General features: G+C 35.5%; 18 protein-coding genes. 7 read left to right on the top strand and 11 right to left on the bottom strand.

Annotated elements, in window-relative coordinates; all coding sequences use genetic code 11:
• Nucleotides 1-1,156 (bottom strand): hypothetical protein (locus tag HVN35_05505; GenBank protein NYB51994.1); only part of this gene is annotated, 1,156 nt, incomplete at its 3' end.
• A 170-nt stretch (nt 1,157-1,326) separates the two neighbouring features.
• Between HVN35_05505 and HVN35_05500 the strand changes: the two genes are divergently transcribed.
• From HVN35_05500 to HVN35_05485, 4 genes are all read left to right on the top strand, one after another.
• Entirely contained in the window at nt 1,327-1,974 is a 648-nt protein-coding gene (locus HVN35_05500; GenBank protein NYB51993.1) for an N-acetyltransferase, read from the top strand.
• 132 nt (nt 1,975-2,106) lie between these two features.
• Nucleotides 2,107-3,051: a glycosyltransferase gene (locus HVN35_05495; GenBank protein ID NYB51992.1), complete on the top strand. Its 945-nt coding sequence runs from the start codon at nt 2,107-2,109 to the stop codon at nt 3,049-3,051.
• A gap of 104 nt (nt 3,052-3,155) precedes the next feature.
• Nucleotides 3,156-4,178, top strand: a complete 1,023-nt coding sequence (locus HVN35_05490; protein NYB51991.1) for a glycosyltransferase family 2 protein — start codon at nt 3,156-3,158, stop codon at nt 4,176-4,178.
• 99 nt (nt 4,179-4,277) lie between these two features.
• Nucleotides 4,278-5,837 (top strand): hypothetical protein, encoded by a 1,560-nt coding sequence (locus HVN35_05485; protein ID NYB51990.1) that lies wholly within the window; start codon nt 4,278-4,280, stop codon nt 5,835-5,837.
• 29 nt (nt 5,838-5,866) lie between these two features.
• On the opposite strand, the gene HVN35_05480 is transcribed toward HVN35_05485, so the two are convergent.
• The 10 genes from HVN35_05480 to HVN35_05435 all read right to left on the bottom strand — a co-directional run bounded on the left by HVN35_05480 (nt 5,867) and on the right by HVN35_05435 (nt 18,794).
• Complete coding sequence (locus tag HVN35_05480; GenBank protein ID NYB51989.1) at nt 5,867-6,589, bottom strand: family 2 glycosyl transferase; 723 nt, start codon at nt 6,587-6,589, stop codon at nt 5,867-5,869.
• A 29-nt stretch (nt 6,590-6,618) separates the two neighbouring features.
• The gene (locus HVN35_05475) at nt 6,619-7,812 is read right to left on the bottom strand and encodes a glycosyltransferase family 4 protein (protein NYB51988.1); all 1,194 of its coding nucleotides are present in this window, start codon (nt 7,810-7,812) and stop codon (nt 6,619-6,621) included.
• Nucleotides 7,809-8,951, bottom strand: coding sequence for a UDP-galactopyranose mutase (gene glf / locus HVN35_05470; GenBank protein NYB51987.1), 1,143 nt, complete (start codon nt 8,949-8,951; stop codon nt 7,809-7,811). Before glf ends, HVN35_05475 begins: the two co-directional genes overlap by 4 nt.
• 675 nt (nt 8,952-9,626) lie before the next feature.
• Nucleotides 9,627-10,895: a flippase gene (locus tag HVN35_05465; protein ID NYB51986.1), complete on the bottom strand. Its 1,269-nt coding sequence runs from the start codon at nt 10,893-10,895 to the stop codon at nt 9,627-9,629.
• Between the two features lie 14 nt (nt 10,896-10,909).
• The gene (locus HVN35_05460; protein ID NYB51985.1) at nt 10,910-12,094 is read right to left on the bottom strand and encodes a glycosyltransferase; all 1,185 of its coding nucleotides are present in this window, start codon (nt 12,092-12,094) and stop codon (nt 10,910-10,912) included.
• A gap of 27 nt (nt 12,095-12,121) precedes the next feature.
• A complete protein-coding gene (locus tag HVN35_05455; GenBank protein NYB51984.1) occupies nt 12,122-13,783 on the bottom strand; it encodes a glycosyltransferase family 39 protein in 1,662 nt (553 codons plus the stop codon).
• 18 nt (nt 13,784-13,801) lie between these two features.
• On the bottom strand, nt 13,802-15,436 hold the full coding sequence (locus HVN35_05450) for a glycosyltransferase family 39 protein (GenBank protein NYB51983.1): 1,635 nt from the start codon (nt 15,434-15,436) through the stop codon (nt 13,802-13,804).
• Between the two features lie 274 nt (nt 15,437-15,710).
• The gene (gene yjjX / locus HVN35_05445) at nt 15,711-16,235 is read right to left on the bottom strand and encodes an inosine/xanthosine triphosphatase (protein NYB51982.1); all 525 of its coding nucleotides are present in this window, start codon (nt 16,233-16,235) and stop codon (nt 15,711-15,713) included.
• A gap of 134 nt (nt 16,236-16,369) precedes the next feature.
• Entirely contained in the window at nt 16,370-18,085 is a 1,716-nt protein-coding gene (locus tag HVN35_05440) for a glycosyltransferase family 39 protein (GenBank protein NYB51981.1), read from the bottom strand.
• A 241-nt stretch (nt 18,086-18,326) separates the two neighbouring features.
• Nucleotides 18,327-18,794 carry a phosphopantetheine adenylyltransferase gene (locus tag HVN35_05435; protein NYB51980.1) on the bottom strand — a complete coding sequence of 156 codons (468 nt, stop codon included), beginning with the start codon at nt 18,792-18,794 and terminating at the stop codon, nt 18,327-18,329.
• A 301-nt stretch (nt 18,795-19,095) separates the two neighbouring features.
• On the opposite strand from HVN35_05435, the gene HVN35_05430 reads away from it, so the two are divergent.
• From HVN35_05430 to HVN35_05420, 3 genes are all read left to right on the top strand, one after another.
• Nucleotides 19,096-20,658 carry a radical SAM protein gene (locus HVN35_05430; GenBank protein NYB51979.1) on the top strand — a complete coding sequence of 521 codons (1,563 nt, stop codon included), beginning with the start codon at nt 19,096-19,098 and terminating at the stop codon, nt 20,656-20,658.
• Between the two features lie 179 nt (nt 20,659-20,837).
• A complete protein-coding gene (locus HVN35_05425) occupies nt 20,838-21,965 on the top strand; it encodes a pyridoxal phosphate-dependent aminotransferase (GenBank protein ID NYB51978.1) in 1,128 nt (375 codons plus the stop codon).
• A 299-nt stretch (nt 21,966-22,264) separates the two neighbouring features.
• Nucleotides 22,265-24,811 carry a cation-translocating P-type ATPase gene (locus HVN35_05420; GenBank protein NYB51977.1) on the top strand — a complete coding sequence of 849 codons (2,547 nt, stop codon included), beginning with the start codon at nt 22,265-22,267 and terminating at the stop codon, nt 24,809-24,811.
• Nucleotides 24,812-24,908 lie beyond the last annotated feature (97 nt).

Raw genomic sequence — 24,908 nt, 5'->3', positions numbered from 1 at the left:
ACCAGATGACCTGATTATTATGAGTATTATCTATAATATAAGATTTTAAAGGGTTATAATGCCCTTCAAATGGTATTTGGAGGTTCTCCCAGTGACCTGATTCTTTGTTGGGTAAACTCCCCACAAAAATAGCCATTCCCAGCAATGAGTAGAACACAACCATAATTAGAAACACTATAGAAACAACAGATCCATGATTATTTTCCAGATATTCATATCCTGTTTGCACAGTAAATGAAGCCAAAATTGCCATTGGCAGAGCAGAAAACTGTAAACCTCTTAAGAAATCCCCATTAAATCCGAAGAAACTGAAAATAATCACGATAAGGATGTAAGTTATGAATAATTTAAACTGTCTGTAGTTAATTTTGTACAGTAAATATAACCCAACAGAACCAACTAGAAAAATGGATGTTTGTATGTAAAATGAGGGTAGAGTTGGATCGGCACACATAAATGTGGGGTGCAGGAGTGAATAGAAAAATCCCCCAGTGACTAACCGGTCCCGGAAGTAAATCCAGTATCCCATCCAGAAAAGCCATGAAGGCAGGAGTATGGCAATAATCTTCAAGTTGGTTTTATTCCTATAATTATCAGCCAAAAATAGAGGTATAAATGAAGTAATTGACATCATATGCGTCCATAAAGCTATTAAAGAAGTGATAAGTGCTTTTTTCTTATCTCGCAGGATGTAGTATATGGTAAGCACTGCTAAAATTGGGACGAAACTTGCAGGTATTGGCACACTTAATGGGAGGACTGCTGGTACAAATAATGCAAAAAATCCTGCAAAAAATCCTGCCATATCCCCATATTCTTTTTTAGCAAAGCAGATGGCAACCCCCACTGTTATTAAAATTTGCATAAAACACATCACAGTTTGAGCGAATCTCACTCCACCAATATACCAAAAAAATGCACAAACTGCATTAAATAATGGCTGGTGCCATATCGGCCTTCCCATAGGGTAATAAGTTAAATTACTCCAGAATAGACCAATAAGTGGATTTTCAAGAATTTCACGTGCCCGGAGAAGGTGAAAGTCTGTATCACCCCCCACTGGAAAAAGATAATAAGGACGTAGAATGAGGATTAAGAAAACTGCAATTAAAGGAGTGAAAGGAATTAACAGTTTTACCTTATCCATAATCTTCAATACATCACCGTATTAATTTTTTAAGCTATTAACAAATTATTGGGATCATATTATTTATCAATATACTGGTCAGTGAATTATACTCCCATGGTAAAATTGATTAAGTACCAGTTAGATAATATAACAATTACTGTATGAAAATTGAAATGAATATTTAAATCTGAGGTATTATGGCATTATTTAAAAATCCATGGGGATCCAGTGACAAGGTTAACTTTAAAAATATATTTTTTGGAGTTGACTCACAAGAAAATATTAACCAACCTAAAGTCTATGATAATGTTACCCTAGGGGTTAGCTATAAATTCAGATCTAAACCTCCCATAATTGGCAAAAATGCTTTACTTCGATCCAACACCGTCATCTATAATGATGTAGAGATTGGTAATGATTTTCAGACCGGCCATGGAGTACTGGTTAGAGAAAAAACATACATTGGAGATAAAGTACTCTTGGGAACAAATACTGTGGTTGAGGGTCACACAGAAATGGGAAATAATATAAGTATCCAGTCCAACGTTTACATTCCCAAGAATTCATTAATTGAGGATCATGTATTTGTAGGTCCCTGTGCCTGTTTTACCAACGACCGATACCCCCTGAGAGTGGATTATAAACTTAAAGGCCCCATAATACGTAAAGGAGCATCAGTTGGAGCTAATGCAACTTTCTTATCAGGGATTGAAGTTGGAGAAGGAGCTATGGTAGCTGCAGGTGCTATTGTAACCAGAGATGTTCCCCCGTACTATTTAGCCATAGGTGCACCTGCCAAATTGAAGCCCCTGCCTAAACATTTCAAGACTTTGAATAAAATTTGAACTCTCTTATAACTATTTTCTCCAAAAATAGAACTCTTTTTTACTCTAATAATTGATTAAGGAATCGGATTTAAACTATACTACATTTTTTTAGAAATTTATATTAATTAATTAAGACTCTATTTGTATTATATGAAGATCTCTGTAATAATCCCCATGTTTAATGAGGAGGAAAATGTTCAGAAGACATTAAAAACCGTGGAGAAAGTTCTTAAAGAATTTTATAATGATTATGAAATTCTGGTGGTGAATGACGGTAGTGAGGATAATACCAGCAATCTGGTAAAAGATTATGCTGCCGAAAACCCCCATGTCATTCTTTTAGAACATCCCATTAACATGGGAATGGGCCGGGCACTTATCACTGGTTTTGAATATTCAAGTGGGGATGTAATTGTTACTTTAGACGCTGATCTAAGTTACGATCCATCATACATTCCAAGATTAACCGAAACTCTCGATTCTGCTGGTGTGGATATTGTAATTGGGTCGCAGTACATGTCCGGGGGGAAGACTGAATCCATACCATTTCACAGACTATTCATTAGTAAAATGGCCAATAAAATCGTGGGTTACGCACTCACAGGAAATATTAGCACAGTTACAGGCATCCTAAGAGCTTATCGCAGGGAAGTATTGGATTCTGTAGATTTAGAATCTTCAGGTACAGAAATTAACCCGGAAATACTTTCAAAAGCCAATGCAGTTGGTTTTAAAATAAAGGAGATCCCTGTGGTTCTGAAAGGAAGAAAATACGGCGAATCCAAGATAAAAATCAAATCAACAACCATAGCCCACCTCCTATTTACATTCTACGAAAAACCAATGCTGCTATTCGGATTAGTAGGGCTTACTTTATGTATTATTGGAATAATTAGTGCACTATACCTATTTTATTTATATTTAATTGGTGGTTTGGACCCTACCCGTCCGTTAATGCTCTTCATGGTGTTAACCATCCTTTCAGGGATTCAAATATTAATATTCGGATTTGTAGCCACCCAAATAAGTCTTTTGAAGAGGGAAATTTATCTGGTTCAAAAGGAAAATAAGTTGCTTAGAAAAAAAATAAAATAGAAAATCGTTTTTTCAATACGATTAAAAGAGATTTATGCCACATATCCGAAAAACCGGTGCTACCAGGCATTTTGAATATTATTTAAATAGTATTAGTGATCCTTATGAATTATCCTCATGTAACCATAATTATCGTGAACTATAATGGTTGGCAGGACACCATAGAATGCCTGGAATCTGTTTACGGGATAGAATATCCAAATTTTTCACTAGTGCTGGTAGATAACAATTCAAAGGATGGTTCTCATGCTAAAATTGTTGAATATTGTAAAGGGGAACTGAAAGTTGAATCAGAATTTTTTGAATATAACCCTGAAAACAAGCCTATAACTATACAAGAATTTAGTAATGATAAGAGCCAAAAACAAACTATAGATCACCAGAGTCGCACTTTAGATTCTGATTCTTTGATTTTGATAAAGAATAAAAAAAACTATGGATTTGCTGAAGGAAATAATATTGGAATCAGGTTTTCCCTCAAAAATCTGGAACCGGAATATGTTCTACTTTTAAATAATGATACAGTAGTTGGAAAAAATTTCCTGAATGAATTAGTGAAAGTAGGAGAAAAAGAGGAAGAGATTGGTATTTTAGGTCCGAAGATTTATATTTACCACCAACCCAATGTAATCTGGAGTGCTGGGTGCAAAATATCCTGGAAGTTATGTCGGGGCGTGCAAATTGGCACCAAGCAATCGGATCATGGACAGTTTGATGAGCAAAAAAAGGTGGAATATGTTAGCGGCTCTGCCTTCCTTATAAAAACAGAAGTAATCCATAAAATAGGTTTGATGGATGAGAAGTACTTTTTATACTTTGAGGAAAGTGACTGGACCCTCAGAGCAAACCAGGCAGGTTATGAAAGCCTTTATGTTCCCAGTGCCCATGTTTGGCATAAGGTTTCACAATCCGGAGGAGGGATTAGCAAACCAGCAGGTTTATACTACATAACCCGTAACCGGTGGATCTTCATGAAAAAATGGGCAAAAAAGAGTGATTACACAATTTTTGTAATTTACCAGATAGTGGGATTAATCCTACTCCCGATCTCACTCAGTATCTATTATCATAATAAACACCTTTTTTCCACCTATTATCGTGGATTTTTTGATGGAATAAAATCTTAAATATATTCAATTACTGCGAATAAAGACTATTAAAGTTGATAGAAGTTGATAGAAATTTTTGACACCAAAAAAACCATTAATTAATTAATGAGGGTTTAAATGGGAAAGTTACCATTAATTTCTGAAAACCAGGATTTAATTGTGGTTTTAATCATTTATTCAATTCTTGCTTTATTTTCCATTAATTACTACCATTTTAATCTCGGTGCCGATGGGATATCTTATATTTCCATTGCATTGAAATATGTTAACGGAGACTGGGCCAATGCCATTAATGGTGTCTGGAGTCCTCTTTATTCATGGTTAATGATTCCTATACTTTTAATCAGTTACAAACCCGCTTATGCACCATATGTAACCAGGATTGTATCCTTAATTGTTGGATTTTTCACCATAATAGGGATCAGTCGGTTGAGCTCAACTTTTAATTTAGATACTCCTATTAAAAGAGCAGTGCTAATGACTTCAATTCCCATGATTTTATTTTTCGCCATATTCTACGACACTCCTGATTTGCTAGTGGCATGTTTGCTAACCTATTATTTTAGCATAATTTTCAAATCAAATTATGTCGACAAGTGGATTAATGGTGTTTCATGTGGCTTTATCGGAGCTATGGCTTTTTTAAGTAAAAGTTATATTTTCCCTTTCTTCTTGGTTCATTTTACCCTTTTCAACATTTTATTCTATTTTAAATCTTTGAATAATAAAAAAAAGGTTAAAAAGAATCTTATTCTAGGTTTGTCAATTTTTGTGATTATTAGTGGGATTTGGGTGGGTCTTATAAGTGAGAAGTACGATAAAATAACTGTCAGCACTGCAACAGACTATAATCATGCAGTTATGGGTCCAGATTATCCTGATTATCCCATTTATAATATGGGCCTAATTAAACCTACAAATCCAACTGCTAACAGCATATGGGAGGATCCTTATTTTGTAAAATTGAAAGATTGGAGTCCATTTGAATCCTGGGAAAATTTCTCCTACCAATTAGAACTAATTTCTAAAAATCTCTACCTGGTAGTTGTGACTATTGAATACTATTCCATTCTATCATTAGTTATAATCATAATCAGTTTTTACCTTATTTTGAAGTCAGAGATGAATAAATCTTTTAAAAATAAATTAACATACATATTAATTACTATTGCGATTTATTCTGCGGGATACTGTTTAATATTCATTCAAGAACGTTTCTTATGGCCTGTTATTATCCTGATAATGTTAAATGGTTTCTATTTGACAAAAATTCTTTACGAAACTGAAAAAATCGATTCAAGATTAAGAAATGTTCTTCTAATAATTTTGGTGTTTTCATTCATGTTAAGTCCAGCCTATGAATTGTTTGTGTATCCCCACACTGATGATGGTATCTACTCTTTAAGTCAAACATTGCAGAGTGATTTTGGTATTCACGGGAATATTGCATCCAATGGTAATTGGGAAAAAACCTTGCAGATTTCTTATTATTTGAATAGCCAATACTACGGACTTCCCAGGAATGTTAATAACTCTGCAGAATTAGAGAAAGAATTGTTGGCCAGTAATATTACCTACTACTTTGTTTGGGGTGATTCCAGCAATGTTCGATTTTTAAATTATAATGAAATTACTAATGGTAAAATAAATGGACTGCGAATATATGCTCAAATTTGACGAAATCATATAAAAATGATTTATTTTGACTATTTTCCTAATCCCAACCAATAATAGAGTTTTTGGTATGCAATCTGCAAAAATAAAGGGTAAACTGTACTCCAACTCCCAGTTGAAGTGTATATCCATTTGTAGTCGCCCTTATATTTTTGGACGAGTTTCTTCAGAGTTGAATAATATCCTTCCGGAGTGAAGGAATAGCCCGGCGATGCATGGTAACCTCCCAAAGGAATCACATAAACATCATAACCAGCTTTTTTAACACTTAAACAGTAATCTACAGCATATAAATGCCAATCGTCACAAACCTCTTCATCAAACTTAATTTCTTCGAATATTTTTTTGGGAATGATAAATAGACATTCATCCAGTGTTTGAACTTTTACAGGTTCTTCTATTTGAATTGGACCTGCCAATTCTGGTGGATGCCCAGTAGTAATGTTTGAAATCATATTTCTATCATATTTACCTGCTAGCCCAACTATTCCCACATTTTCAAGATTTTTGATAATCTCTTCCGCATCAGCTAACCATGTGTCAGACTCCAAATCGTAATCTTGATGAATGAACATCAGATAATCACCTTTGGATTTGTTTCCACCATAATTAAGGGCTTCTGCAGCTGAATTAAAATTTTTATGCTTGTTATCTAATAAAACTAATTCATAATTAGCTGTCTGAGAATCTAAACTCTTTAAAAGGCATTTTTCAAGCAAAGTTCTATTATTATAAACAGTAATAATTGAAATCATTATTCCTTCCCGATTGTAATAAATTTTAATTAAGTTTCTAATTGGTTCAATTTCCCTTCACTAAGTAAGTCAAAAAATTTAAACTGATCAAAAGAATAGTTCTCAATTGATTGTGTCAAAACTTTTTCCAAAACATCCGTACAACTTTCCCAATCGTATTCTTCAGCTGTTTTTAAACCATTTTTAACCATTTTTAAGGATTCATTGGGATTTTCTATTGCATAGATAATTTTGTTGGCTATATCCAGAATTTTTCGAGGCATTGTTACCAATCCGTTTTGATAATCAATAACATAATCTTCAGTCCCAAAACTTGTTGTAATAATTAAACTCCCACAAGCCATAGCCTCTATTGGTGGAAGTGGAAAACTTTCGTACCACGATGTAAGCAATACTATATCTGTTTTTGAATATAAATAAGCTAAATCTTTATTAAAAATTGCACCAATATATTTAAAATCTGTTTCATATTTTTTAGAAGGAGGATCAATCCCAAATACTTCCCATCTCAATTTTATGCCCTTTTCCTGAAGATATTCTCGAGCAATTTTAACTGCTTTTACAGCATCATTAAAACCTTTCCATTCCCTTTTTTCATCCAAATAACTTAAAATTCTCCACTCATTTTTATAGACATACTTATTCTGAGGGTTTTCATATGGTTTAAAAATCTTTAAATCGATACCAGGTTTCACTAAATATGCTTCTTTATTGAATTTTTCTTTCATTATCTTTTTAAGCCAACTTGAATTTGCAATTTTTATTAAAGGAAGATAGTATGTATTTCTCGCGATCAAGCGATTTTTTTTATCAGAAACAAATAATTCTTCAAAATGCTGCATATGGTACAAAGGTACAGTTCTATCTGATAAGTAATAAGCAGCATATGCAGTAAGATAAAATGTGGCTACAGTGATATCAGAAGTTTGCCAATTATCTATAAGGCCATTTAAGTTTCTCTTATCTATAATACTTTTATAATATTCCAAAATACTATTGGGAATAATATTAAAAAGATTTTTTTTAAAAAAGTTTAAAAAATTATTATTTTCAGATTCAGTTCCCAACTTATATCTCCAAATCCCAACTTCCCATTTGATATTTTTATCAGGAAAGACAGCATGAACTTCATGCCCTCGTCTTACTAAATTATCCATAAAATTATAAAGAACGATAGAACCACCTTTATTTCCCCAGCCCAATAATAAATATGATATTTTCATTTAATTTTCTCCTCAAAAATTCTTAATGCCCTTTGAACAACAATATCCATATTGAAATATTTGAATTCAGCTAACCTACCTACCAAAATTAAATTTCTTACATCTTGTGCTCTTTTAGCATATTTTTTATAAAGTTTTTCGTATTCAGATTTAGGAATAGGATAATAAGGTATGTCCTGTTCATTGTCACAAAACTTTGGATATTCTTTGACAATTGTAGTATCTGGCTTTTTTTGGCCAGTGATGTGTTTGAACTCTGTGATTCTAGTAAAATTGAAATCATTAGGATAATTAACTGTTCCAACTTCCTGGTAAAATTTCTGCTGAATATTTTCAAATTCAAAATTCAGAGACCTATAAGGTAATGGACCAAATTCCTTATCGAAAAGTTCGTCAATTCTACCTGTGAAAACTAATAAACCTTTGAATTCAGTGCCTCTTATATAAATATTTCCATCTTTTATTTTTAAAAGATTCTTAGAATCCGTATTAAGCTTTAAAATTATATTAGAATGATTCAACATTCTTTCGAACATTAGGTGATAACCTTCTTGAGGTACACCCTGAAATATGTCTTGAAAATAACGGTTATCATAAGAAACAAATATGGGTACTCTTTCAGTGACAGAAGGATCTAAATCTTCAGGTTTCATCCCCCATTGTTTTTTTGTGTAGTTAAGAAATATTTTATCATAAACAAAATCAGCAAGAAACTTCAAATCCTTATCAGGGGATTTTTTAAGTTTCAATATCGAAATTTTTGCACCATAACCAAATTGATTGATCAACTTGTTCTTCAAATTGTCTGCAAAATAATTTGAAAAAAGTACATGTAATGAGTTTAAATTAAAAGGTATCGGCACCTTTTTCTCATCTACAAACCCTAATACTCTATGCTCATAATCATGCCATTCTGTAAATTTTGACAGATATCTCCAAACATTTGTATCATTAGTATGAAAAATGTGAGGCCCATATTTATGCACTAATATTCCATTTCCATCATAGAAATCATAGCAGTTACCACCTATATGATTCCTTTTTTCTATAACCAGTACTTTTTTGTCCAATACATTGGCTATTCTTTCTGCAATAACTGAACCCGCTAGTCCCGCTCCAATTACAATATAATCAAACAATTTATCTACACCTCAGCATTATAAAAGATTTGAAAATTATTATTCAATCTTTATATTTATCGAGATTTTAATTACTTTTTGTAAGTAGATGATATTAACATTTATGAGATGAAATTCTTAAGAACTCGAAAAGTGCGAATTATAATTATTATCCCATCACACCCACATATTAAAAATAATCCAAAATAATTAGATTAAGTGACAAATAATTAATCTAAAAATTTAACGAACTTCACAGATTTCAAAAGAAATTAGTATATAAAATCTAACTATAAGAAATCTAAAAATAGGATTTCTTAAAAACCTTTTAAATTATTAATAATGTTAAAAAAAAAGATTTAATTGTTTATTCTCTGCAAATAACCGTAATTGTCGAAAGATGGATTGAACTTATTATTTAATGTCGAAGTAGTGTTTAAGGAAAACACTACAAAATAAGATCCACTTTGAAAAAGCACATTGAAAAGACCTTATTCGATATAAAAATAGTGCTCCAAGTCAGATCCAGTTATCTCACCATAATTAAATACTTATTATTTAAAATATTCTTCTCCAGCTGATTAGATTTATTCCTAGAACAAAACAAATAAATAATCAAAAAAAAAAGGTTTCTAAAGATGATGAGCATATAATAATTGCAAATAGGTAAAAAATCAAAAATAACAATAAAACAATCTATAATATTTTTAATCTTCTTAATGAAAGATACATTAATAGACAGATAATGAGTTCAGTGATTACAACAGTAATAGCAGCACCCATAGCTCCTAGTATAACTATCAAAAATATTAATAGGAATATGTGAATAATTCCTGTAAATATCACAATTTTTGTGAATTTCTTTTGATAACCAAATGCTACCAGTCCCTGTATCCCCAATATATTGTTCACTCCTACCGCAAAGACAATGAAAACCATTACTTGTAATAGAGGTATGCTTGATGTGTATGCACTGCCTGCCAAAAGTTCTACCAATAAAGGTGAGCAGAAGACAAGAAGAACCGAAATTAAAAAAGATAATAATCCAATTAACATTAAAATTTTCTTAAATTGTTTTATTGCTTTTTGTTTGTTTTCTGATTGAAGTTTAGAAATATATGGATAAATAGCTTGACTTATTGGTGATATCAAGCCCTGTAATGCCTTGACAATTGTTTCAGCCACTGCATAATATCCTAGAATATAGTTACTTACAAAAAACCCTAAAATGAAACGGTTAGACGTGGTATAAAGACTTATAGCCATATTGGAAATGAATAAATGCCAACCATCTTTAAGTTGGTTTTTAATACTTTCCATAGAAGGTTTGCAAAATTTTATATTGAATTCTCTATGAACGAGACTCAATGCATATAACCCCACAATTATGGTGCCCATAGAATTTATTAACGGGACATAGATGTAATCAGATTTATTTCGCACAAAAATGAATAGGAATATTGTGTAAATCAACCCAATACAAATATTTAAGATACTGATGTATCTCATCTTCTCCATCCCTTGAAAAAACCAAGTAGGTAAAAGCAAATTACCAAAAACAAGACCAAATGTAAAGAAATACAATAACCAATCATTTCGAAACTTATCAAAACTAGAAACAATAAAAGTCATAAGACAAAAACTTATAATCATTAAAATAGCTTTTGAAACCATTACAGAGCTATATATCTCTGAAACTTTGGAATTATCATTTCGATTTATAGAAATTGCCCTTGTAGCTGATAGGTTAAACCCATAATCAGTTAAAATTTGGAAGTAACCAATAAAAGCTAGTGCAAATGCTAAAAGACCATAATTATCTGGCCCTAAAACTCGAGTTAAATAGGGGAAAGTGATTAAAGGCATAAGATAATTAAACCCCTGCAAACCAAACAATGAAATAATATTATCTATAATTCTCTTGTAATCATCATTACTGAAAATTTTTCTAATGTAATTAAACATATGCAGACCTTGGGTTACCTTAGGATATTTAAATAAATATTCTGATAATAATTAGCAATTTTATTCCAACTAAACTTATTTTTCACTGATTTGTAACCATTATTTGAAAGACAACTTAAAATCCCTTTATCATTGATAATTTTTATAATGCAGTAACTTAATGCAGTAATATCTTTTTCTTTCACCAGAAAACCATTTTTCCCATTTTCAATAATATCAGAAATCCCCCCTACATCCGACCCAATAACCGGCAACCCACAAGCCATAGCTTCTAATAAAACCACACCTAACCCTTCCGTGTTCCCCTGTGAATCCACAATGGAAGGTAAGACAAAAAGGTCTGCGGAATTGTAAATCATTAATAGTTCTTCATCAGAAACATTCTTAACAATTTCCACCTTATCTGCAAGCTCCAGTTCATAGATCAGTGATTTCAATTTTGATTCCAGTGGCCCGGATCCCACTATTTTTAATCGGACATTTTCATGTTCCTTTAAAACCAGTGGCATGGCACGTATTAGATACTCGAATCCTTTCCTTTCAATTAAATATCCAACTGAAAGTATTTGAAATATATCCGGGTCTTTGTAAACTTCCAGTGGCCTGAAAAAGTCTGTTTCCACCCCGAATGGTATTACATCAATCTTTTCCCCATCAAGGCCGGCTTCTATGGAGAAATTCCTGGTTGCAGTGCTGTTGGTAATGGTTTTAGAGGAATTATTCACCAGCCAGCGCAGAGCAAAAAGCATATGGTAACGTTTAGATAGATGAACCTCCTCTCCGTGGATGGTGTTAATGTAGGGAATTCCATAGACTTTTTTAAGGAACAAAGCCCCCAGTCCATTGGGGATAGGCCACTGGACATGTATAATATCCATATTCTTCAGTTTCCTTAGTGAATAAAAGACATTGAAAAAGAGGTAAGTTAATACTTGAATTTTAACCAAAAACCCCTCTTTAACATTATCGATCATTCCCGACCTTCCAGAAAGCTTTTGGTATCTTCGGGGGTAGAAATAGTGGAATCTTTCCACATGTACCCCCTCCAAGTGGTAATCTGTTTCACCACCAGTGTAAGGTGCCAGCACGTGCACTTCATGCCCCTTTTTGGCTATTTCTCGCATGAGTCTGTGAACGAATATTCCATGAGGATCATCCTCAAAATCAGGGTAAGCAGAAGTTATAACTCCTATTTTTATTTTAAACACCACTTAATCAATTGATTATCACTGCACTCTTTTAAATATTGTTACTGAGCCAAATCTGGCCACGACTTGGTAATTTGTGAAGTTCATTCCTTCCCAAGCACACATATAGTAATCAGGACGAATTCTATTAAGTTCATTATTCAAGGCATTTTTATCATCAGCAGTGAAGTTATAGTCCTTCACACCCTGGTATAAACTCTGATTGTCCCTGAACATTGGCATTTTCCCTACATTAGTCTGCAGGTACCATCCAAAGTAGGGCCAGTAATCTGCATAGATCACTTTAGATTTATATTCTGGGTCATTTACCTTTAACCATCCACTGGCATCAGAGACATCCTGGTTGAATACTTTATTTTTCTGATTAACATGTTCTATCTCTGAAAGTTGTATGGCTACCTGTGATAGCATGAGCAGCACCAGAAATGCTGAAAAAATATACAGGGTTAAATTTTTATTTTTATAGTTGAACTCAAATTCCTGGGTGAAAAAATTCAGTCCTCGTGTCAGGAAATAAGCCACTGGTGGTGCCATGGCTATGAAATATCGGTGGTCCTTGGCAATGTAAACACTTTGGAATATGAAAAATGCCATGAACCATGAAAAGAAGAGGAGATCCCATCCCAGATCAACTTCCAGATTTGAAACAGTTTCATAGATTAGAATAGTAATGGCAAAGAAAATTATTTCACTTACCATATAATGCGTCTTTCCAAATGTTAAAATGAAAACTGCTAATAAAACGATAGTTAAAATTAATTTTAACTCAATTCCTTTCTTCAAACTTTTAATTTTTTCTAAAAACCCTGGTTTAACTTTTTTGTAAGAATGAACAAAGAAAGCAAATATACTTAAAAGGATGATAATCCATGATGCGGTACCAATGTAATAGGGCATATTTTTAACAAAATAAAGTGAATCAGGGTTGTATGCGAAGTGCATTGTACTGCCAGAACCACTGGAAGTACGTAAAAAGTCCAGAAAAACATATAACACATTTCCAAATTTTGCACTGAAAAAGATGAACAGGGGAACTAAAATCATGATTCCCAAAATAAAGGCTAATAGAATATTTCTAGGATTCTTAATTTCCTTGCGATTTCCTATAATATAGGCAAGTATAGGGAAGATAACCAGAGCCATGTTAAAACGAGTTAAAAAAGCCATTAAAAACACAGGTAGGACTAAGTAAAAGAATTTAGAATTTTTCCTAACTCCTAGATAAGTTAAGTAAACAGCCCATATGGTGATGCATACACTGGAAACATCTGTAAGACCTGCTCCTGCAAAGGTGATGATTATGGGAAATGTGGCAAATAGTAAAGACCCAACACAACTTATAACTGCATTGAATCGTTCTTTTAAGAACAGGTAAAGTCCGATGCAACCAAAAATGTATATAAGCCCATCTATTATGGAACTTGCCCCATAATATAATCCATCAAAACGGAAGTAAAGGGAAGTTAAAAAGGGTAGAAAAGGCGGTCTTAGAATATCTGAATAACCTATAGACTTTCCGGCAAATAAAGCAGCATTAGAAAGGAAATCAAACCCATCAAACTCAGGACCCACAATTAACTGAATATTAACACGAAAATAGGTTATCAGACAGACAGTTACTATTAAAAGCAAAAGGAAAACAATTTTGGAGTTATTATCCTCAAATTTTTCAGTTTTCATATAGAAAGCACCCAACTATCATAACTGTCTTTTGTAAATGGTTATATACCCAAACTGTTTTATTAACCTATAATTAGTTAAATTTAACCCTTCCCTTACTGTCAAGAAATAATCAGCATTATCAGAGTTCAAACTGTTTTCATAATCCTCTTTATGGTTAAATAATTGAACTGCCCTCACATTTGTCTTCAGATACCAGCTGAAGTAAGGCCACTCATCAGAGGATATAGTTTTCTCAATGTAGTGAGGATCATTAACTTTTAGCCATTCACTGGCCATCTTAATATTCTTTAATTTTTCTGCATTTTGAGATTCACTATCCAGTATTCCCTGCATATAATCTACTGCTGATATTAACATCATAACAACCAGCAGCAGGACTAATATATTGTATATAAGGTTTTTATTTTGGTTTTTGAATCCCCATATTTTTTTAATTCCACTAAAACCTACAATTAGAAAATAGCTTAAAGCCGGAGCCATAGTGATAAAGTAACGATCATCTTTTATGGTGTATACGCTGTGGAATATGAAAAATGCCATGAACCAGGACAAAAACAAAAAATGAAAGTCCAAATCATGAATATTACTATTTCTCAATAGATCATATGATAGAATGCACAGAAAAAGAAATAAAATCTCACTAAACAAGTAATTTACACTTGCAAAGGTTAAAATAAATAGCGAAAAGAGCAGAATGAGCGCTGAAATCTTTAATTTTGCCTTAAATATTATTTTGGACTTGAATAAATTACTAAATTTTAGTTTAATACGATTAAAGTTAGTTATTATCCATACGAAAATGCTTAAAACTATTATGGAAATTATGGTCATCCCTGCAACCCCTATGTAGGATAGAATGTTTTTTATGAAATACAGGGAATCAGGGTGGTAATATACGTAGTTAGTGGGCCATGCTTTTTGTGTGGTAGCATAAAATGAAGAAAAAGGTTCTAATGGATTGCTAAATTGGTGGTAAAAGAACAATAGAACTAGCAATCCAGGTAACAATGATACTAACACACCTCCCAGGAAGTGCTTCAGGTTTATTTCATGACGGTTTACTGCTAAGTAGAAGAATATGGGAAAAATAATGAATCCTGCAGGATAACGAGTTAAAAATGCCAGTATTGCCAGGGGAAATGACAGGTAAAAAAACTTTGGATTATTTTTAACTGCTAAAACAGTAGTGTATAATGCCCAGATTGATAAAGACACGCTGGGAATGTCTGAAAGCCCGACTCCAGTAAACAAAAGAACTATGGGAAAGGTGCTAAACAGTAAACTACCTAGAAAACTTTCAAGAGCCTTGAATTTCATTCTTAAAAATAAATAAAACCCATAAGCACCTAAAACTAAAAATAAAGCATCTAAATAGAATATTACAGATTCAGATACTGCAAAGAAACGGAAAAATATCGAAGTGAAAAATGGAAGTAGGGGTGGTCTGGTTAAATCGGAGTATCCGAATCCCTGACCAGCAAAGTACATGGCATTTGCTAGGAAATCAAATGTATCCCATATTGGGCCGATTTCAATTTGAATCTGTACCCGATGATATGCTAAGAGCGTTACCAAAAGAACTAAGGTAAAGCTATAAATCAATGAATCATGATTTTTAACATATTCTCTGAAATTTTGATCCAAAGCCAAATAATCCCTCATTATCAGATTTATTTCTAATAATCCTGTTTTACGAGTTTATATATTAATTAATTTAAATTATGAAATTTATACCACATAAATTTGAATTACTTTCTTTTAAAAAATTAGTGAGTTGTCTGAATTTAATTATTACGACCTAATTATTACACTGAATTTTTTTAGTTTTGTGATTTGAAGTTTTTTCGTCCATTTTTTGATTATTTAATTATTGAAGAGCCTTAAGAAGATTTTATGTAAATCGAAAGGAAAAATTTGTTATTTGTTAGAAATAAACCCCCTCATTCATCCTGGGAATCATAGCCATCAACACACACTGCTCAGTGTTGCCTGTTCGATCCAGAAGTCCCCTGGTGAGGTGGCTCACAGCTCCTTTCTTTTGCCCCAACCGGTCTACACCAGTCACCTGATCCATAACTTCACCCACTTCTTTACCAGAGAGTACCTCTTCAACCACCAGGGGAGGGTATTCAAAACCAGCACTAACTCCCAGTGTTGATTTATCCCCGTCATAGATGGCACACCACTGCAGATCCAGGTAACCAGTTATGCTGTGGGGTACTTCCAGTAAACCGGACTCAATTCCCACTGAAAGGTCAACTTCCCTGGAGTATGCATTCTTAGCACGGTTAATAGCCCCCTGAACAGTTATTTCCAATCCTATGGGCTGGTCCGGAACACCAGAATCAACATCCTTAGCTTCCACTGAAAGCTGTGAATAAATATTTTCCAGCACATTCCGGGTAGCCTTCAACTTCACCGGATTTTTGGAACCAACTATAACCTTCATATATTTACTCCTTTTTATCTCATAAATCCTTAAAACTAAATAAATACTCCTCTAATCATTACTTAACATTGAATCTATATAAAAACCTTGATTGGATGATAGAACTGGAAAGGTATGTTAATAACACATTTTAATTATTTAATTCTTTCATACAATTTAAAGTCTCCTGACTGTTTGATCAGCTTATAATTGGTTAAATTCAAGCCTTCCCGGCGTGAGAAGTAATAATCCGCTTGATGAGCATCCAATTCGCTGTTGTATGCTATCATATCCTCTATGGTAAAATGGTAATCTTGAGCTCCGGTGTAGAGTACCTGGTTGTTTCTGAAACTGGGCATTTTACTGATATTTCGCTTTAAATCCCAGGCAGTGTAGGGCCAGTAATCAGAATATATGACCTTTGCTTTATATTCAGGGTCATAATTCACCAGCCAGGCGCTAAGTTCTAGGGAATTTTCATTCATTTCCTTTAAATAAACGTTCTCCTCAGGGATGGTGGGTAAATATGCAAAGATAGAAACCAATGTTAATATTATGAGTATCAGGCCAGATATTTGTTTCGTGTTCCTTTTTTTAATACTGGATTTGAATTGAGAAGTTGATAAGGTAAATCCTCGCATAAGGAAGTAGGCAATTGGTGGGGTCATTGACAGGAGGTACCTGAAGTCTTTTATCACATAAACACTGTGGAATATGAAAAAAGCCATGAACCAGGAAAAAAATAAGAAATCAAAGTCTAAATTTTTGAATTTGAAGTTTTTAAGTAATTCATAAAGGCAGAATAAAAAACATAGAAATAGTAATTCACTTATCATGTAATGAACGCATTGCAGTGTCAAAACAAACAGTGCAAACCATAATATAGAGAGAAAAAGTTTCATTTTGCCGTGTTTTGCAGTTAATACAGCTTCTTTATATGTTATATCATTCTTAGATTCTTTAATTATCTTTCTATTTTTAATTTTTCCATATGAAAATGAAATTATCCCCAATATAATGAATATTAATACAAATAATCCTTCTGGCCAGGTCCATTGTGGGATAATCTTTGCGTAATAGAAAAAGTCAGTGTTGTAACAGAAAACCATGGAAGAAGCGGCATTATTTGCAAGCGAGGAAGAACTGCTATGGAAAAAATCAAGAAATACGTGGAAGGGGTTTGCAAAGTTCAGGTAGAGAAATATTGCAAAGGAGGAAATAATTAGAAGAGATATTAAAAATCCAGTTAGAATATCTTTCTTGGGTTTGATCTCATCTTTATTGATTAAAATGTACAGGATTATTGGGAATATCATTAAAGCTGTGGAAAACCGGGTGAAAAAGGCAATTGTTAAAATAGAGAATGCTAAATAAAAGAATTTACTATCCTTTTTTACCGCCATTACCGTGAATAAACCCCCCCATATGGCAATAGATATGCTGGGTAAGTCTGTAAGACCTCTGGCAATGAATGTGAGGGTGATGGGAAATGAAACAAATAATAAAGCACCTATGAAACTGTTTAAATCATTAAAGCGTAATCTGAATAACAGATATAGGCCAATGGAGCCTGAAATAAAAATCACACCATCTATTAGCATGATGGGCCATATTGCCAGGTCATTCACTAGGAAGTATAATGAAGTTAGAATTGGCAGTACTGGGGGTCTTATGAGGTCGTAATAACCTATGCTTTTTCCAGAAAATAATGCTGCATCCGCCAGTAAATCATAGGTATCCCATATTGGCCCCATATTTAAACTAATAAGAATACAGGAGTAGGTAATGTAAATCACCAGCAAGGCGAATAATAAGAGGTATAGAATGCTTTTTTGATTAGTTTTAGAGATTCGAGAGTTGATTTTAATCAAAAAAAACACCATCCCCCCTATAAAAAGAGTGCTTTTCCATATTATTCAATATCAATTTTAAGTAGCTTCCTGGTTCTTAAAATTATTCTAAAACTATTTGAAAAATTTATTTCTGATAATTATTTATGTTCCAGTAACAAATCATAAATTATTCGGGTAGCAGCCTATACCTGCCGATCTCTCATTCTTCACTACCTAATTAAATGAATTTAATTTATATAAGGTAGTAATTTTTAACCAATCAAGCATTAGTTTTGATTATCTTGCCAAGGGGATCAATTTCTCCTTTCCTTATTCTGGTAGATGATATTGGTTTTCCATCCTGGGCTAAAACCATGCCAATGGTTACTATATCCAATGGTTTCATTCCCTTCTCCTTCCGTATCTGGTTGATTTTAAGCGCAGTAGGTTCAGTTTCTGGACTTACCACTATGGCATCTATGGATTCATCATCTACTGTGGGACCGTAGGGTTCTTCAAGACGGGATAAGAGGTAGTTTGATCGATTTTTAAGATGGGCATTTAAGTTGGACATGCGTATGTTGCATGGTTCGATTTCTCCCTTCAAACCTCCGAATTCATCGGAAGTGACTCCAATCAACACCTGATCTCCTATTTCAAATGCCTTTTCAATTAGTAATCGGTGACCTTCATGGAATTTGTCGAAGGTGCCCCCCACTGCCACTTTCTCATATTGTTTGCTTTTCATATAATTAATCCTGAATAATGCATTAGATATTTAAAAATATTGAATAGATTCTTTTATAAAACATGGAAATATTGGATGCTTTAATATTAATTAAGGACCATTCAGGTAAGGATAATTAATTTAAAGATCGAATTCATCTAGTTAAGTTAACTGATCTGGATTAATTTGATAGTAACCTGTTGTATAGTTTAGACATATTACGGGTTTAGACATATTACGGTCTATTTTTATGGGGATAAGGTTTATCTTTTAGGTTATTTAGATATCCTGATTATATTTAAAAGAAGATATAATAATAACTATGCTCCTGGAACATAATGTGGTGGTAAAAGATCCCCTTAAGGTGGAAATGCGTTTTGCCTCGTGTTATCCCAATCTCTACCGCAGTGCCATGTCCTCGATGGGTTTTCACATTATCTACGATTACCTGAACCATTATGATAATATCTACTGTGAAAGGGTGGTTTATCCTTATGGTAAAAGCCTGGAGACTGGTTCGCCCTTAAAAGACTTTGATGTGGTTAGTTTCTCACTGCAGTATGAGCAGGATTATCATCATGTGCTGGAAATGCTGAGGCAGGGAGGTTTGAAAGTACGGAGCATGGACCGGTCTTTAGAAGATCCCCTGGTAATTGCTGGGGGGCCCTGTGCCAGTTCCAACCCTCTTCCCATGAGCCCTTTCATTGACCTATTCTTTCTGGGTGAAGCTGAACCCATTTTTCCCGATTTTCTGAAAATTTTAAAAGAAATGGATAATCCTCGCCAGAATTTAGACCATTTCAGGGAAGTGGAAGGCATTTTTGTCCCGGGGAAAATGCAGGGAAATAAAGCCAAACTGGTTACTGTAGAAAATATGAAGGATGCCTGGCGCCCGTTAAGACAGGTATTCCCAGAAACAGATAATAAAGAATTGATCCCTGCCTTTGGGAAATCTTTCCTCCTGGAGGTTTCCCGGGGATGTGCCAGGGGTTGTCGTTTCTGCATGGCAGGATGCCTTTACCGTCCCAGGAGAGAAGTTGATCTTAGACTCCTACTTAAAACTGCTGAAGAAGGCCGTAAGTCCACCGGGTTAAATAAAATTGCCCTTATTGGTGCGGCAGTATCTGATCACCAACATATTGAAAGGCTGTGTTATGAGCTTATGGAGAGGGGTTTTCAAGTTACCACACCTTCACTGCGGATTGAATCTGTATCCACCAATCTCCTGGGGATATTAAAGCGTAGCGGGCTTAAAACCATTACCATTGCCCCTGAATCAATTTGGAGGCTGAGGAAAGTAGTCAACAAAGCCCTAACTGATGACAATGTCAAGAGTGCAATTAAAACTGCTTTTGAAAATAAAATGAATGTCAAGCTATACTTCCTCACCGGACTCCCCACAGAAACAGAACAAGACCTGAAAGATATGCTGAATCTGATTAGGGATCTGCAAGATATGGCACCGCACTCCAGTTCCCTGCGAATAAGTATCAACCCATTCATACCAAAACCACACACACCCTTCCAGTGGGCGGAATTTAATTACAATGAAATAAAGGGAAAGGTAAACTTCCTTAAAAAACAATTTAAAAATCGACATTTTAAAGTGGAAAGCCCGAAAACAGCCCTTATACAATATGTTTTGTCAGTGGGAGATGCAGATTTAGGCAATCTTATCGAAGAATCATCCTATAGAAAAGTCCCCCTTGGAAGGTGGAAAAAATTCATTCCTAAGAGGAGTGTAAATGATGAACTTCCCTGGCACCTCATTGATGTGGGGGTAACTGATGAATTTCTCTTAAACGAATACGAAAAAGCTTTAAACGGTGATTTAACACCTTGGTGTGAAACTTTTGGTTGTTATAATTGCGGTGCTGGCTGTTAAACAACATTCAAATAGGATTAAATGATATTTAAAATTGAAATTAATAATTAAATACTTGAAACATTCAATACTTGTAAAAATTCTCACAATCCGATTAGATTTTAACATACTCATCATAGTAAATATTCAGCTAATCAATAAATCTAACTACTAATATAGACAAATAGGATAAGATATTTATGAAACCAGCAAAACGAGTTCAATCAATAGATTTGTCTGGAATAAGGAAAATGTTCGATCTGGTGGGAGAAGACTCCATCAACCTGGCACTGGGAGAACCAGACTTTGACACCCCATCCCACATCCGTGAAGCAGTTAAGGAAGCCCTGAATGAGGGTTTTACCCATTACACTGGCAACATGGGGATTTTTGAGCTGCGTGAAGCTTTAGCCCATAAATTACAGCGTGAAAACCACATAAAAACATCCCCTGAAAACATAATTATTACCACTGGGGCCAGTGGCGCATTATATTCCTGTGCCCATGCACTTGTTGAGGAGGGAGATGAAGTTATAATCCCTGATCCTGGTTTTGTAGCCTATGATGCTTGCGTGAAAATATCTGGAGGTAGATCAATCCCTGCACATCTTAAAGATGAGAATGATTTCCGTATGAAACCAGAAGAAGTGCTGGAACTGGTAAACCCCAGTACCAAGGCTATCATTGTTAATTCACCAGGCAACCCCACAGGTGGTGTGCTTTTAAAGGAAGATGTTAAGGGTTTGGCAGATATTGCTGATGACCACAACTTGATAATAATTTCTGATGAGATCTACGAAAAGATCATCTACACTAATAAGCATTACAGTCTGGCCCGTTTTTCGGATAATGTGATAACTATTAATGGATTCTCCAAAACCTATGCCATGACTGGGTTTCGTATCGGATACCTGGCTTCACCCCCTGAATTAACCGAAGAAATCTTAAAAGTTCACCAGTACACTGTCACCTGTGCCACTTCCATTTCTCAGAAAGCCGCTCTAAGAGCTGTGCAGGGACCCCAAGATAGTGTGAGAGAAATGGTAGAGGAGTTCAAAAGAAGGAGAGACCTGGTGGTAGAAAGACTGCAAGTTATGGGAATAGACTGTCGAAAACCAGAAGGAGCATTCTACGTCTTCCCCCCAGTTGATAATCCAGAAAAACTGGTGGATGAAGCCCTTAAAAAAAATGTGGTGCTGGTTCCAGGAACTGCTTTCGGCCAGTACGGTGCAGGGCACTTTAGAATATCCTATGCAACTTCCTTTGAAGATCTTGAAGAAGCCATGGACCGGTTGGAGTCCCTGGATTACGTGAAATCCTTAAAATAATTCCTTTTTTACCCAATTTATCCTATTTTTTTAACCAAAAAAATAGACAGATCCTCCTTAATCTGACATTTTTTTCAATTCTGTTAAATTTAGGCAACTCTATCCCATATTAGATAAACCTAACAATTTATTTATTGATTAGGACCTCCTAACACTTTATTTAGGGAAAAAGATAAATATAGGTCCTCTCATATCTTAATCAATTCTACGATTAACTAATTTAACTCCCAATAATAATTATTTTCATTACAATTACTATTACAATTTCTAATAAAGGAAGTGGGAACTTGGCAGAAGAAATGGATCTCGAAAATATTATAGGGCTTTCTGAGGAGGAAGCTGCCCTGAAAATAGAAAAAGAGGGATACAACGAGCTCCCCTCAAGAGATAAAAGATCGGTTCTAGCCATAATATTTGAAGTGATCCGTGAACCCATGTTCCTCCTTTTAATTGCATGTGGTGCAATTTACCTTATTTTAGGAGATCTGCAGGAGGCTTTGATGCTCCTGGGCTTTGTTTTCGTGATCATGGGTATCACCTTCTACCAGGAACGCAAAACTGAACGTACCCTGGAAGCTCTGCGGGATCTGTCCAGTCCCCGGGCCCTGGTTATACGTGACGGGAAACAGAAGAGGATTGCAGGTAGAGAAGTGGTCACCGATGATATCATAATGCTCAAGGAAGGTGACCGAGTCCCAGCTGATGCGGTTATGTTATCCTGTGGCAATCTCCTTATAAACGAATCCCTGCTAACCGGTGAATCGGTTCCAGTGCGTAAAGTGCAGTGTGGAGGGGTGATGGATATGCATCCTCCGGGAGGTGATGGACTACCTTCAGTGTACTCTGGAACCCTAGTAGTACAGGGACAGGGAGTAGCCCGAGTAATATCCACCGGTCTGAACACAGAAATGGGTCGAATTGGAAAACGCCTGCAAACCCTGGAAACAGAAGACACCTCTCTCCAAAAAGAAACCCGTATCCTGGTGCGTAACATGGCCCTAGTGGGTGCTGTTTTATGCGCTGCGGTGGTGATTATCTACGGGTTTACTCGCCTGGACTGGCTTAACGGTTTTCTAGCTGGTATAACCCTGGCCATGGCCATTCTCCCTGAGGAATTCCCTGTGGTTTTAACCATCTTCCTAGCACTGGGAGCCTGGAGAATATCCCATAAAAACGTGCTAACCCGGCGTTCCCATGCCATCCAGGCGTTGGGATCCACCACCGTCCTCTGTGTAGATAAAACTGGCACTCTCACCCTAAACCAGATGAGAGTGGGTAAAATCTTTGCCGGAGATGATTTTCTCAGCATAAATCCTGAAAGAACGGATCAATTACCTGAGAAATTCCATGAACTCATTGAATTCAGTATCCTGGCCAGTCAAAGAGATCCTTTTGACCCCATGGAGAAATCCATTAAGGAATTGGGAGATTACACCCTCAGGGAAACTGAACATTTACATGAAGACTGGCAACTGGTGCAGGAGTACCCCTTATCCCAGGAATTACTGGCCATGTCCCATGTTTGGCAATCCCCGGATGGTGAGGATTACATAATCGCTGCCAAGGGAGCTCCTGAGGCGGTAGCGGATCTTTGCCATTTAAAACCTGCTGAGCTTGCCCAGTTATCAGAAAACATATCATTAATGGCCAGCGAAGGTTTGAGGATAATAGGAGTGGCCCGGGCTCACTTTAAAAAAGTTGATCTGCCAGGTAAGCAGCATGATTTTAACTTCGAATTTTTGGGACTGGTAGGATTCCAGGATCCTGTGCGTGAAGAGGTTCCACAGGCAGTGGAGGAGTGTTACCAGGCAGGAATCAGGGTGGTGATGATCACAGGCGACTACCCAGGTACTGCTCGTAACATAGCAGAGAAAATAGGGCTTAAAGAACCAGATAAAGTTATAACAGGTCCCGAACTGGAAGAAATGGATGATGAGACTCTCCGAGAAAGGGTTAAAGATGTGAATATCTTCGCCCGTATGGTTCCAGAGATGAAACTGCGCCTGGTGGAAGCCTTCAAATCCAATGGAGAAACTGTAGCCATGACTGGGGATGGTGTTAATGATGCTCCTGCCCTTAAATCAGCCCAGATAGGAATAAGTATGGGTGGGAGAGGTACTGATGTGGCCAGAGAAGCTTCATCCCTGGTTTTACTGGAGGATGATTTCTCATCCATTGTATCCGCGGTGAAGATGGGCCGCCGCATCTATGATAACCTTAAAAAGGCCACCGCCTACATCTTCGCAGTGCATGTTCCCATTATAGGAATGTCATTTTTCCCCGTGTTATTCCAGTTACCCCTGGTCCTTTTCCCTGTGCAGATCGTGTTTCTGGAACTTATAATTGACCCTGCGTGTTCCATTGTCTTTGAAGCAGAGCCTGCTGAAAAGAATGTGATGAAAAAGCCTCCACGGAGTTCAAAGGAAGCATTATTCAACAGGGGAACCATTGGGATGAGTATTTTGCAGGGTGTTGTGGTTCTTTTTATAGTAATGGGAATTTACATATTCACTCTCAATAGTCAAGGAGAAGAGCTAGCCCGCACCCTAAGCTTCACCACCCTCATCTTCGCCAATCTAGCTTTGATCATGACCAATCGTTCCTGGTCCCTCACCATCCTAGAAACCATCAATTCACCTAACACTGCCCTGTGGTGGGTTTTAGGGGGTGCTTTGTTGTTCCTGGGAATGGTACTCTACTTCCCACCCCTGCAGCAGCTCTTTCAGTTCAGTCCCTTGAACCTGCAGGAAATATTACTGTGCCTGCTAGCCGGTTCTGTGAGTATATTCTGGTTCGAGGGGCTGAAATGGGTGAATTCACATAGAGAAAGGAAGTATATTTCATAGATCGAGAAATCATCCACTTGAAACGTGAAAGGTCTAATTAGAAATTATGAAAATTCAATTTTTCCATAATTTTTATGCACTATCCTTGCCAATATAA

Source organism: Methanobacteriaceae archaeon, assembly GCA_013403005.1.
In the GTDB taxonomy this organism is placed as follows: Archaea; Methanobacteriota; Methanobacteria; order Methanobacteriales; family Methanobacteriaceae; genus Methanobacterium.
The sequence above is the reverse complement of the archived record's forward strand: the minus strand, read 5'-3'. Positions and strand labels throughout refer to the sequence as shown.